This window comes from Polaromonas sp. P1_F2 (assembly GCF_056405735.1).
This window is the reverse complement of record NZ_JBFUBN010000005.1, coordinates 70293-82438: the sequence shown is the minus strand read 5'-3', so window position 1 is coordinate 82438 and position 12146 is coordinate 70293. Positions and strand designations below refer to the sequence as shown.

The window sequence follows — 12146 nt, the reverse complement described above, 5'->3', positions numbered from 1 at the left end:
CCTGGGGTCAACGCCGATAATGGGGGATGAGCTCCTCCCCTTCTTCCTCCAATACCGACTTCGCCAGCCTGCCGCTGACCCCCGCCACGCTGGCCAACCTGCAACAGCTCGGCTACCTGAGCATGACGCCCATCCAGGCCGCCAGCCTGCCGGTGGCGCTGCTGGGCAAAGACCTGATCGCCCAGGCCAAGACCGGCAGCGGCAAGACGGCGGCCTTTGCGATTCCGTTGCTGGCCAACCTCAATACGCGCCGCTTTGCGGTGCAAGCCATGGTGCTGTGCCCCACACGCGAGCTGGCCGACCAGGTGGCCACCGAGATTCGCCGCCTGGCGCGCGCCGAGGAGAACACCAAAGTCGTGGTGCTGTGCGGCGGTGTGCCGCTGCGCAACCAGACCGCCAGCCTGGAAAACGGCGCGCACATCGTGGTCGGCACGCCCGGCCGCATCATGGACCACCTGGCGCGCGGCAACCTCACACTTGAAGCGCTGAACACCCTGGTGCTCGATGAAGCCGACCGCATGCTGGACATGGGCTTTTTCGAAGACATCGTCACCGTCGCCAAACAGTGCCCCAAAGAGCGGCAAACCCTGTTGTTCTCGGCGACCTATCCTGAAGGCATCGCCAAGCTCAGCCAGCAGTTCATGAAGACGCCACAAACCATCACGGTGCAGGCCCAGCATGAAAAAACCAAGATCCAGCAGCGCTGGTACCAGGTGCCCGACAGCGACCACGATGAAGCCCGCCTGGGCGCGGTCGCGCAGGTGCTGCGGCACTTTCGTCCGGCCAGCACACTGGCCTTCTGCAACACCAAGTCGCAGTGCCGCGCACTGGTGGCGTACTTGAAAGACCAGGGTTTCAGCGCGCTGGCCCTGTTCGGTGAACTTGAGCAGCGTGAGCGCGACCAGGTGCTGGTGCAGTTTGCCAACCGCAGCTGCTCGGTGCTGGTGGCCACCGACGTGGCCGCGCGCGGCCTGGACATCGCGCAACTCGCGATGGTCATCAACGTCGACGTCACGCCCGACGCCGAGGTGCACATCCACCGCATAGGCCGCACCGGCCGCGCCGACGAAGAGGGCTGGGCCATCAGCCTGGCCAGCATGGACGAGATGGGCTACGTCGGGAAAATCGAGGTACTGCAGAAAGCCGAGTCCGACTGGCACAAGCTGACGGAGCTGACACCCGCCAGCAATGAGCCGCTGCTGCCGCCCATGGTCACCCTGCAGATCGTCGGCGGCCGCAAGGAAAAAATCCGCGCCGGCGACGTGCTGGGCGCGCTGACCGGCGAGGCCGGCTTCACGCGCGAGCAAGTCGGCAAGATCAACGTCAATGAGTTCTCGACCTATGTCGCGGTGGACCGCCGCATCGCGAACGAAGCGCTGCAAAAACTTTCCGCCGGCCGCGTCAAGGGCAAGAGCGTGAAGGTGCGGCTGCTCGAGGACTGAGGCGTGCTGGGCGTTCAGCGCCTTCAGTGATGTCGCCGCCTCAATCGCGGGTCGATCTCAACATCTGCAACCGGCCGCGCATCTTGCGCGGCTTTTTTTCGCCTGGCTTTTGTTCGCAAAAAACTGATGCGACTGACCGGAACCAGGCGTCATAAGGTCGCGGTTTCTGTTCCCGTTTCTCGAATTCACTCTCCGAGAGCATCGCTGGCCCTCTGCGTTGAATCCCGCTGTTTCCCTCTGAATGCACGACTCATGCGGGTCGATGCGTGGGTGTCTGGGTCTGTGTCCACGTTTGTGTTTGTGTCCATTCACCCTATGAGAGACGTGCATGTACAGATGTTCAAACGCTATTGGCGTCTTTCCCTTCCTCTCTTTACAGTCCAGCGACCAATGCAAAACAAGGGACGAGGGAATGGATTATTTCGATCAGGTTGACGAGTGCCCAGACCTGCGGGAAGGCCTGCACGAGGATGCGCTCGCCGGTGAAACCATAGGCCCGAAAAAATCATCTCCCGCCGAAGCACCGGGCCAGCGGCTCCTCAAGGGCCTGACCGGGGGCGTGAGAATTTTGACATGACAGGGCTTGTTTTTTTATTGCAGATTTTGTGCTTCATGCTTGTGCTCTCAGTCATTCGGCATATCGTTTTGCGCAAAGTAATAGCTATCAGTCCGAAGCCGCTTCTGTGGATATCCAATGCGGCTCTTGTACTGGCCGCTTTGGTCTTGCTGACATGGTTCCATGCTTATAGATGGCCAAGTGACTATGCGATCGAGTCTGAGCTGTCCTCAGCCCTGACCGCCGAGAACCCTTGGGCCTTAAAGAAAATTCTTGAAGACAGCGATACCGTCTGCTTTTTGCTGCCTTATGACGCGTCCGAATCACTGGAATATTTAAGTCGGGAAGACCGCGAATACTTGGACCGAAGAGTTCAAGGCTTGATAGGCACGGATCCTACCGTCTGGTGGCTCATTGGGCTAAAAGGCGGAAGCATCAATCGGCTGTATCGAATGAGCACCAGGATAAAACCAGCCCCAAAAAAGGAGCGATGTGCGGCGTTAGACAAGCTGACTATTCGCTATGTAGATCGCAATAGAGGTGTTGTGTTTGATGCTGAAACAAAGGACAAAAAATGATTTGGCCATTCATAGTTGGCGCTGCTGGAGCGGTTGCTTTGCAAAAACTGTTTGACGCTGAGGCAACTCAGTTTTGGGGTGAACGCACTGGAATGAATGATGCGAGCGACGCATTTAGACATGCTTACGTGGCGGCCCGATTCGCTCAGTACTTTGGTGAAAGCACCCCAGAGATTCTTGGCGCTATCCACGAAGTTGTTTATCTCAATGAGGATTTTCGTGAAACAAGAATGGACATCTGGAACAACAGGGAGGGAGCGCGTATAGGAGATCGGTATGGATGGAAGGATCGTGATGCTGCACCGAGAATTGCAGAGGACGTCCGTATAGCCTTAAGCGACGGCCGTCTCATAAAAGACCCCGAGACCGATCCTCGCGTGAATGAACGAGTGGATGGCGGTGGCGACCCTTTTACAGGGATGCCTTGGCCCAGCGCGAACGATAACCTCATCACCTCCTTGCAAACCCAATTCAACCAAGCCCAGCTGACTGCTAGTCCTCTGGTCCTCGACCTCGACGGCAAGAACGGCGCGGAAACCCTGGGCGAAGACGCCGGCATCCACTTTGACCACGATGCCAATGGTTTCGTCGAACTCAGCGGCTGGGTGGGCAAGAACGATGGCATGCTGGTCTGGGACAAGAACGGCAACGGACAGATCGACAACGGCACAGAACTGTTCGGCAACAACACGGTTCTGAAGAGTGGCAGCAAGGCTGCCAATGGCTTTGGCGCTCTGGATGAACTCGACGAGAACAAGGATGGCAAAGTGGATGCCGCAGATGCCGCTTTCGGAAAATTACGCATTTTCAAAGACGCCAACAGCAACGGGATGGCCGATGCCGGTGAACTGCTCACCCTGGCCCAAGCCGGCGTCAAGAGCCTGAACACCGGCTACGCAGCGCAGGCGGTGACAGACGTCAACGGTAATCAGCATCTGCAGGCCGGCAGCTTCACCACCACGGGAGGGCAAACCCGCGCCATGGACGACGTCTGGTTTGCCGTGGACCTGGCCCGTACTATCGAAACCAGCCTGGTTGCGGTCAACAGCACGATTGCCGCGCTGCCCGACCTGGCCGGCTTTGGCAATGTGCACAGCCTGCACCAAGCCATGGCACGCGACGCCAGCGGCAAGCTGCAGGGCCTGGTGCAAAGTTTCCTCAGGAGCACCGACGCGGCCGTGCGCCACAACCTCTTTGACCAGATTCTGTGGGCCTGGACTGGCAGCGACAAGCAGATGGCCGGTAGCCGCGGTTCCTACATCGATGCGCGCAAGCTTTACGCCATCGAAGCCTTTATGGGCCGGGACTATGTGCAGGTAGGCTACGGCGGCCCCGGCCCGGTGCCCCCGGGGTCTCATGCCTCCGAGGTTTTGAGCCAGGCCTACGCCGAACTCAGCGAGACCCTGTACCAGCAGCTCATGACCCAAGGCTTTTATCATCCTTTGTACGACAGCATCGCCCTGCAATGGAACGCCGCGACCCAGAACCTGGAGTTGGACGTCAGCGCCCTGGCCGCCCTGCTGAGAACGCAGTACAACACCAACCCCGCCCAGGGCCAGGCCGTGGTCGCCGAATTTATCGGCAACCTCAAGACCATGGGCGATGCCGGCATGCAGGTCTTCGCCAAACTCCAGCAGCGCGGGAGCATCAAAGGCCAAGGCTTTGACTGGTACCTGGCCACCATGGGGGATGACGTTGTCAAGGGAGGGGATGGCGCCGACACGCTCAACGGCGGCATAGGTGCCGACAGGCTGAATGGCGGAGCCGGCAATGATGTGTTGGACGGCGGCGCCGGCAACGACACCCTGGTCGGTGACCTGGGCAACAACACCTACCTCTTCGGCAAAGGCGACGGCCAGGATGTGATCATCGGCTCCGCCGGTTACGCGGGCTATGGCGACAGCACCGTGGGCAAGCGCAACACCCTGCAGTTCAAGGCCGGTGTGCTGGCTTCGGAAGTGACCGTCAGGCAGGTCTACGATGCCGACCTTGCCAGCACCAGGGCGCTGGAGGTCTCCATCGAGGGTCGGACCGACAAGGTCACCATCGACAACTTCTTCGCCGGTGACGATACCGCGAATGCCGTTAATGGCCTGCAGCAAATCAGGTTTGCCGACGGCACCGTGTGGAATATTGCCACCATCCTGGGCGAGGTGTTCGCCGGAACCGGCGGGATTGATTACATTCGCGGCACCCTTAACGCGGACACCCTCAACGGCGGTGCGGGCGACGACAGCCTCAACGGCGCGGCCGGCAATGACACGCTCAACGGCGGCGCGGGCGATGACATGCTGTATGGTGAAGACGGCGCGGACACCCTGGATGGCGGCGCCGGCAACGATACCCTGGGTGGCGGTAAGGGCAACAACACATACCTGTTCGGCAGAGGCGATGGACAGGACACGGTATACACCTACGATGAAACCGCCGGCAGGCTGGCGACGCTGCAGTTCAAGAGCGGCGTGCTCAGCTCGCAGGTCATTCTCAAGGAGGCCGACGGCACGCTCGGCAGCATGCGCGCGCTGGAGGTTTCCATCGCGGGGACCAGCGACAAGATCACCATGAACGGGTTCTTCTACGGCGGCGACGCGACCAGCGCCTACAACGGCGTGCAGCAGTTCAGGTTTGCCGACGGCACGGTATGGAACCTGGCCGCCATCCAGAGCAAGCTGTTTGCCGGCACCGCCGGCGACGACACGCTGCTTGGCACCAACGGCGCGGAAACCATCAGCGGCGGCGCGGGCAGTGACAGGCTCTACGGGTCATGGGGCAACGACGTCCTCAACGGCGGCGACGGCGACGATTCGCTGCAAGGCGAAGAGGGCAACGACACCCTCAATGGCGGGGCCGGCAACGACTACCTCTACGACGGTGTCGGCAGCAACACGCTGGACGGCGGCGCCGGCAGGGACACGCTGGTCGGGAGCGGAGGCAACAACGTCTTCCTGTTCGGCAAGGGCGACGGGCAGGACGTCATCGGCAACCGCTACGACCTCGCGCGAAGCACGCTCAACACCTTGCAGCTCAAGGCCGGCGTGCTCAGCTCGGACATCGTTCTCAGGCAGGTCGTTGACCCGTTCTGGACCGATCTTGCCCTGGAGGCCTCGATTGCCGGCACCGCCGACAAGATTGCCATCAGCGGCTTCTTCTACAACGACGACCCCGGCGCATATGGCGGCGTGCAGCAGTTCAGGTTTGCTGACGGAACGGTGTGGAATATCGCAGCCCTGCGCAACAAGCTGTTTGCCGGCACCGCCGGCAACGACGCTCTTCGCGGCACGGCTGCCGCTGAAAGCATGAGTGGAGGTGCGGGCGATGACAGTCTCAACGGCGCGGGTGGCAACGACACCCTCAATGGCGGTGATGGGGCCGATATGCTCAATGGCGACGCCGGCAACGACGCCCTCAATGCGGGTGCCGGCAATGACGCCCTGGACGGCGGGGAAGGCAACGATGTGCTCAATGGTGACCTGGGCAACGACACCCTCTACGGCAGCGCCGGCAACGATACGCTGGATGGCGGCGCCGGCAATGACAGCCTGTCGGGCGGCACGGGCAACAACGTCTTCCTGTTCGGCAAAGGCGATGGGCAGGATTTGCTCGGCTACCACGACGACGGCACGGCCGGGCGCCTGAGTACCCTGCAATTCAAGGCCGGCGTGCTGGCCTCGGAGATCGTGCTCAGGCAGGTCGCCGACAGCACCTTTGGCGGCACCAGCGCACTGGAGGTGTCCATTGCGGGCACTGCCGACAAGATCACCGTCAACGGTTTCCTCTACGGCGACAGCACCGCCAGCGCGTACAACAGCGTGCAGCAGTTCAAATTCGCCGACGGCACCGTGTGGAACCTCGCGGCGATCCAGGGCAGGCTGTTTGCCGGAACCGCCGGCAACGATGTGTTGAGCGGCACCACAGCCGCCGACACGCTTTCCGGCCAGGCAGGCAACGACACCTTGTATGGACGTAGCGGCAACGACAGCCTGAGCGGCGGCGCAGGCGATGACACCTTGTACGGCGAGGACGGAAACGACAGCCTGGATGGCGGTGCCGGCAACGACAGCTTGTATGGCGGCCTGGGCAACGATGCGTACACGGTGGACAGCGCCGGTGATAAGGTGGTCGAGCTGGCGGGCGAAGGCTCGGACCTGGTCAGTGCCTCGATCAGCTACACCTTGGGCAACGATGTCGAGAACCTGACGCTTACCGGCACTGGCGCCATCAACGGCACCGGCAATACGCTGAACAACACGCTCACCGGCAACGCGGCGGCCAATGCCCTGGCAGGGGGCGCGGGCAACGACACGCTGGCCGGCGGGGCGGGCAATGACATCTATGTGCTCAATCGCGGCGATGGCAGTGACACCGTCCAGGAAAACGACGCCACCACCGGCAACCGCGACACCGCGCAGTTCGGGTCCGGCATCACAGCCAGCCAGCTGTGGTTCCGCAAGGTGAGCAACAACCTGGAGGTGAGCATCATCGGTACCGCGGACAAGATCACGGTGCAGGACTGGTACTTGGGCAGCCAATACCACGTCGAGCAGATCAAGAGTGGTGACGGCAAGCTGCTGCAGGACACTCAGGTCGACAAGCTGGTACAGGCCATGGCCGGCTTCACGCCGCCGGCCATGGGTCAGACAAGCCTGACGGCGGCGCAGCAGACGGCGCTGGCGCCCTTGCTGGCCGCCAACTGGCATTGAACTGTCCGCGCTTTCCCCGCGCCCGCCTCAGCGCGCAGCCAGCGCCGCGCGGTTCGACACCAGGATATTGCCTTTCTCCAGCCGCCCTCCGGACTCGATGGCGGTGATCCACGCATCGGTAGACCCGGCGGCGGCGAAGCGCGAGTGGAACACCACGCTGAACACGCGGTGGATTTCCTCGGCGCTGGCGCTGCCGGCTTCATTGGCATAGGGCAGGGCGCCGGTGGCGTCTGTCAAAAACTCGACGTGCAGGCCGCGGTGCGTGGCTTCAAAAATCGTGGAGGCGTCGCAGTTGTGCGTCATGTAGCCGATCACGGTGAGGGTGTCTATGCCGTGCTGTTCCAGCCATGGCGCGAAGTCGGTGCCGGTGTAGACGCTGGGCCAGGCTTTTTCGATGTAATGGTCGCGCGGGCGGCTGGCCACGGCCTCGTGCAGCGCCCAGGTGGCGGAGCCCTTGGCGAACACCGGCGCGGCGGCGGATTCGCTGTGCTGCACCACGACGATGGGGATGCCGGCCGCGCGGGCGGCGTCCATGGCGCGGCCTATGTTGGGCAGGGTCTGTGCGACGGGCGGGTATTCGATCAGCAGGCCGCCGTTGAAGTATTCCATCTGCACGTCGATCACGACGAGAGCGCGGCGCGGGGCTTTGGGGGTGGTGGTGTTGCTGGTGGTCATGAAAAATTTCCTGTGCTTGAAGCGTTTGCGGTTGGTGATGGATGAATTGTTGGCCTGAACGCGGTTTCGGGACAGTGGCCCGAATGACAATGCACGATAGAATCGGGCCATGTCACCCAGACCCCTGCATCCAGCCCGAAAAGCCGCCGCCAAGCCCGAAAAATTCGCCGCGCGCCAGGACGGCAGCGTGGCCGTTGTCGCGTTTGACGGCATCAGCCCTTTTCATCTGTCGGTTCCCTGCATGGTGTTCGGCAATGACTTCTCGGCGGTCGACCAGCCGCGCTTCAAGCTCGTGGTGTGCGCTGAAAAGCCCGGCACGCTGCGCACCACCTCGGGCTTCGGTATCCAGGTGGACAAAGGCCTGGGCGCGCTCGCCAAGGCGCAGACCATCGTGGTGCCGTCCTGGCGCGACGCGATGGAGCGCCCGCCCGAAGCCCTGCTCAAGGCTTTGCGGGTCGCGCACAGGCGCGGCGCGCGCATCGTGGGCCTATGCCTGGGCGCGTTTGTGCTGGCCGAAGCCGGCCTGCTGGACGGCCGGCCGGCGACCACACACTGGGCGCTGGTGCCGGCCTTTGCCGCGCGCTACCCCAAAGTACGGCTGCAGGCCGACGTGCTGTATGTGGACGACGGCGACGTGCTGACCTCGGCCGGCACGGCGGCCGGCATCGATTGCTGCCTGCATGTGCTGCGCCTGGACTATGGCGCCGAGGTGGCCAATCGCGTGGCGCGCCGCATGGTGGTGGCGCCGCAGCGCCAGGGCGGGCAGGCCCAATATGTCGAGCAGCCCTTGCCGGCCACGGGCGCCGACCATCGGCTGTCGGCCATCCTGGCCTGGGTGCAGAAAAACCTGGGCCAGCCGCACAGCCTTGATGCCCTGGCGGCGCGCGCGCTGATGAGCCGGCGTACCTTCACGCGGCATTTCCGGCAGGTCACGGGCACCACGGTGGGCCAGTGGCTCACCAGCCAGCGCCTGGGCCTCGCGCAGCGCCAGCTGGAGTCGACCGACCGCTCCATGGAGCAGATCGCGGCCGACGCGGGTTTCGGCTCGGCGGTGTCGCTGCGCCAGCATTTCGCGGCGACGTTGGGCACTTCGCCGTCGGCCTATCGACGGGAGTTTCGCGGGGTCTAGCTTTTTTGTAGGCGCGCGCGACGCGGGCCTGTCGGCCTCGAAGGCCAGGGCTTCCCCGGAAACTTCGCCAGGAGTGGATAGGGACCTGTTTTGCGCGCCTAATGGGTGCTGATGGCGAACGGTTCCGGTCGCCGCGGATACACCGGCTTCTTTTTGGGAGCCAACCCCCAAGGCAAGAAGGCATCCCATGGTCAGGCTTGAATTTTCCACCGTGCTGGGCTACGAGGTGATGGCGCCCGGTGCCGACTTCATCTTCAACATCCAGGCCGCATACACGCCGCGGCAATGGGTGGTGAGCGAGTCGCTGGGCCTGAGCCAGCCGGTGCCCACCAGCAGCTATACCGATCCGGCCACGCAAAGCCGGTTCCTGCGCCTCCACGCCGAGCCCGGCACGTTCACGCTGAGCTACACGGCGGTTGTGGACCTGGTTCACTTCGAGGCGCAGCCGGGCTCGCTGCCTGAACTCAGCCCGCTGGCGCTGCCCGGCGAGGTGCTGCCTTATCTTTATCCCAGCCGCTATTGCCAATCGGACCGGTTGATGACGCTGGCCAACAGCCAGTTCGGCCATCTGCCGCTTGGTTATGGCCGCGCGCGGGCGATTTGCGATTGGGTACAGCGGCACGTGAGTTTCCAGGGCAACACCAGCAACAGCACGACGTCGGCCATTGACACCCTGATAGAACGGGTGGGCGTGTGCCGCGATTTTGCGCATTTGATGATCGCGTTGTGCCGCGCGGCCAGCCTGCCGGCGCGCATGGCCAGCGGCATGGACTACGGCGCCGACCCCGCGCTCGGCCCGCCTGATTTCCACGCCTACGTCGAGGTCTACCTGGGTGACCGCTGGTATATCTTCGACCCTTCGGGCACGGCGATTCCCATGGGTTTTGTGCGCTTCGCCACGGGGCGGGACGCGGCCGACATTGCGTTCGCCACGATCTTCGGCAGCGTGCAGGCGGCGCAGCCGCAGATTCATATTGAGGCCGTGCCCAACGGCCAGGGGCAGCTGGTGGTGCCGCAGCACGTCAACTACGCCTTGTCGACGGACGGGCCTTGATCGCCTGAACCTTGGCTTGCCCATAAAAAAAGCGCGCAGGTTTTGCGCGCTTTTTTGTTGGCGATGCGGCCGCTCAGGCTTGCTGCGATGCCGCTTTGGCGGCGTTGCGGCGGCGCTCCAGGAAGGCCTGCAATTCACCGATCACGCCCTTGCGGAAAGCCAGCACGCACAGCACAAAGATGGCGCCGATGATGACGGTGACCCAGGAGCCGACCTTGTCGGCCAGCAGGTTCTGCAGCGCGATCACGATGCCCGAGCCCATGACCGGGCCGAAGAAAGTGCCGACACCGCCCAGCAGCGTCATCAGGATGACCTCGCCGGACATGGACCAGTGCACGTCGGACAGCGTCGCAAAACCCATGACCAGCGTCTTCATCGAACCGGCGAGGCCCGCCAGCGAGGCCGACAGCACAAAGGCCAGCAGCTTGTAGCGGTCGACGTTGTAGCCGAGCGAGATGGCGCGCGGCTCGTTCTCGCGGATCATCTTGAGCACCTGGCCGAAAGGCGAATGCACGATGCGCGAGATGAACAGAAAGCAGCCCACAAACACGGCCACCACCACGTAATACAGCGAGATGTCGGATTCGAGCGGGAGCAGGCCGAACAGCTTGCCGCGCGGCACGCCCTGCAGGCCGTCCTCGCCGCCGGTAAATTTCGCCTGCAGGCAGACAAAGTAAACCATCTGCGCAATCGCCAGCGTGATCATGGCGAAGTAAATGCCCTGGCGGCGTATCGCCACCAGGCCGACCAGCAAGCCTATCAGGCCGGCCGCCACCGCGCCGGCCAGCAGGGCCAGCTCGGGTGTCCAGTTCTGCGACTTGATGAACCAGCCGGTGACATAGGCCGCCGAACCGAAGAAAGCCGCGTGGCCGAAAGACAGCAGGCCGGTAAACCCCAGCAGCAAGTTGAAGGCGCAGGCGAACAGCGCGAAGCACAGCAGCTTCATCACAAACACCGGGTAGAGGCCCAGGAAAGGCGCTGCCAGCGCAAAGGCCAGCAGGACGAAGTAGGTGATGCGCAGCATGTTGGCGGCTTTGGTGGAGAGGGTGCTCATGGTCAAACCTCCTTTCCGAAGAGGCCGGCTGGGCGGAACATAAGAACAATCACCATGATGACGAACACAACAATATTGGAAGCTTCAGGGTAAAACACGCGGGTCAGGCCTTCGACGATGCCCAGGCCCAGGCCGGTGATGACCGAGCCGAGGATGGAACCCATGCCGCCGATCACGACGACGGCGAAGACCACGATGATCAGGTTGGAACCCATCAGCGGGTTGACCTGGATGATGGGCGCGGCCAGCACGCCGGCGAGGGCCGCCAGCGCGGCGCCGGCGCCGTAGGTCAGCATGACCATCATGGGCACGTTGACGCCGAAAGCCTGCACCAGCGGCGCGTTTTCAGTGCCTGCCCGCAGGTAGGCGCCCAGCCGGGTGCGCTCGATCAGGAACCAGGTGCCCAGGCAGACCACCAGCGACACCACCACCACCCAGGCGCGGTAAATCGGCAGGCGCATGAAGCCGAGGTCCATGGCGCCGGCCAGCAGGTCGGGCACGTTGTAGTTCTGGCCCGAGACGCCGTAAATCTCTCGGAAAACGCCTTCGAGCACCAGCGCCAGGCCGAAGGTCAGCAGCAGGCCGTAGAGCGGGTCGAGTTTGTACAGATGCTTGAGGAAAAGCCGTTCGATGATGACGCCGAGGATGCCGACCGTCAGCGGCGCCAGCACCAACGCGAACCAGTAGTTCATGCCGAACATGTCCAGCATGATCCAGGCGGCGAAGGCGCCCAGCATGTAAAGCGCACCGTGCGCGAAGTTGACGATGCCCAGCAGGCCAAAAATCACCGCGAGCCCCAGGCTCAGCATGGCGTAGAAGGCGCCATTGACCAGGCCCAGCATCAGCTGGCCCATAAACGCTTGCAGGGGAATACCGAAAATTTCCATGGGAACCTGTCAGGACACCGATACCGTTAGTCGTGGCGGGAATGGGAGGGTGCTTCATTAAAGATGCAGCC

At 62.9% G+C, this 12146-nt stretch carries 9 protein-coding genes and 1 pseudogene; 7 read left to right on the top strand and 3 right to left on the bottom strand.

Annotated elements, in window-relative coordinates; translation table 11 throughout:
* The first annotated feature begins 26 nt into the window (after positions 1-26).
* The 5 genes and pseudogenes from dbpA (at position 27) to AC1D0O_RS11945 (ending at position 7276) form a co-directional block, all read left to right on the top strand.
* Positions 27-1442, top strand: coding sequence for an ATP-dependent RNA helicase DbpA (gene dbpA, locus AC1D0O_RS11965; RefSeq protein WP_477653749.1), 1416 nt, complete (start codon positions 27-29; stop codon positions 1440-1442).
* A 412-nt stretch (positions 1443-1854) separates the two neighbouring features.
* The gene (locus tag AC1D0O_RS11960) at positions 1855-2019 is read left to right on the top strand and encodes a hypothetical protein (protein WP_477653748.1); all 165 of its coding nucleotides are present in this window, start codon (positions 1855-1857) and stop codon (positions 2017-2019) included.
* Positions 2016-2576, top strand: a complete 561-nt coding sequence (locus AC1D0O_RS11955; RefSeq protein WP_477653747.1) for a hypothetical protein — start codon at positions 2016-2018, stop codon at positions 2574-2576. Before AC1D0O_RS11960 ends, AC1D0O_RS11955 begins: the two co-directional genes overlap by 4 nt.
* Positions 2573-2842, top strand: a pseudogene (locus tag AC1D0O_RS11950) (DUF6973 domain-containing protein); the annotation flags it as partial. The gene AC1D0O_RS11955 and the pseudogene AC1D0O_RS11950, both read left to right, overlap by 4 nt.
* A gap of 192 nt (positions 2843-3034) precedes the next feature.
* On the top strand, positions 3035-7276 hold the full coding sequence (locus AC1D0O_RS11945; protein WP_477653986.1) for a calcium-binding protein: 4242 nt from the start codon (positions 3035-3037) through the stop codon (positions 7274-7276).
* A 27-nt stretch (positions 7277-7303) separates the two neighbouring features.
* On the opposite strand, the gene AC1D0O_RS11940 is transcribed toward AC1D0O_RS11945, so the two are convergent.
* Positions 7304-7951, bottom strand: coding sequence for a cysteine hydrolase family protein (locus AC1D0O_RS11940; protein WP_477653746.1), 648 nt, complete (start codon positions 7949-7951; stop codon positions 7304-7306).
* A gap of 109 nt (positions 7952-8060) precedes the next feature.
* On the opposite strand from AC1D0O_RS11940, the gene AC1D0O_RS11935 reads away from it, so the two are divergent.
* On the top strand, positions 8061-9080 hold the full coding sequence (locus AC1D0O_RS11935) for a GlxA family transcriptional regulator (RefSeq protein WP_477653745.1): 1020 nt from the start codon (positions 8061-8063) through the stop codon (positions 9078-9080).
* A gap of 187 nt (positions 9081-9267) precedes the next feature.
* The gene (locus AC1D0O_RS11930; protein ID WP_477653744.1) at positions 9268-10134 is read left to right on the top strand and encodes a transglutaminase-like domain-containing protein; all 867 of its coding nucleotides are present in this window, start codon (positions 9268-9270) and stop codon (positions 10132-10134) included.
* A 73-nt stretch (positions 10135-10207) separates the two neighbouring features.
* Here AC1D0O_RS11930 and AC1D0O_RS11925 read toward each other — a convergent pair whose 3' ends face one another.
* Positions 10208-11188: a branched-chain amino acid ABC transporter permease gene (locus AC1D0O_RS11925; protein WP_477653743.1), complete on the bottom strand. Its 981-nt coding sequence runs from the start codon at positions 11186-11188 to the stop codon at positions 10208-10210.
* Between the two features lie 2 nt (positions 11189-11190).
* Positions 11191-12075 carry a branched-chain amino acid ABC transporter permease gene (locus tag AC1D0O_RS11920; protein WP_477653742.1) on the bottom strand — a complete coding sequence of 295 codons (885 nt, stop codon included), beginning with the start codon at positions 12073-12075 and terminating at the stop codon, positions 11191-11193.
* Positions 12076-12146 lie beyond the last annotated feature (71 nt).

Excerpts from the sequence above, each read along its gene's own strand:
- dbpA (WP_477653749.1), top strand. The coding sequence starts at position 27 with ATGAGCTCCTCCCCTTCTTCCTCCAATACCGACTTCGCCAGCCTGCCG.
- AC1D0O_RS11960 (WP_477653748.1), top strand. The coding sequence starts at position 1,855 with ATGGATTATTTCGATCAGGTTGACGAGTGCCCAGACCTGCGGGAAGGC.
- AC1D0O_RS11955 (WP_477653747.1), top strand. The coding sequence starts at position 2,016 with ATGACAGGGCTTGTTTTTTTATTGCAGATTTTGTGCTTCATGCTTGTG.
- AC1D0O_RS11940 (WP_477653746.1), bottom strand. The coding sequence starts at position 7,951 with ATGACCACCAGCAACACCACCACCCCCAAAGCCCCGCGCCGCGCTCTC.
- AC1D0O_RS11935 (WP_477653745.1), top strand. The coding sequence starts at position 8,061 with ATGTCACCCAGACCCCTGCATCCAGCCCGAAAAGCCGCCGCCAAGCCC.
- AC1D0O_RS11930 (WP_477653744.1), top strand. The coding sequence starts at position 9,268 with ATGGTCAGGCTTGAATTTTCCACCGTGCTGGGCTACGAGGTGATGGCG.
- AC1D0O_RS11925 (WP_477653743.1), bottom strand. The coding sequence starts at position 11,188 with ATGAGCACCCTCTCCACCAAAGCCGCCAACATGCTGCGCATCACCTAC.
- AC1D0O_RS11920 (WP_477653742.1), bottom strand. The coding sequence starts at position 12,075 with ATGGAAATTTTCGGTATTCCCCTGCAAGCGTTTATGGGCCAGCTGATG.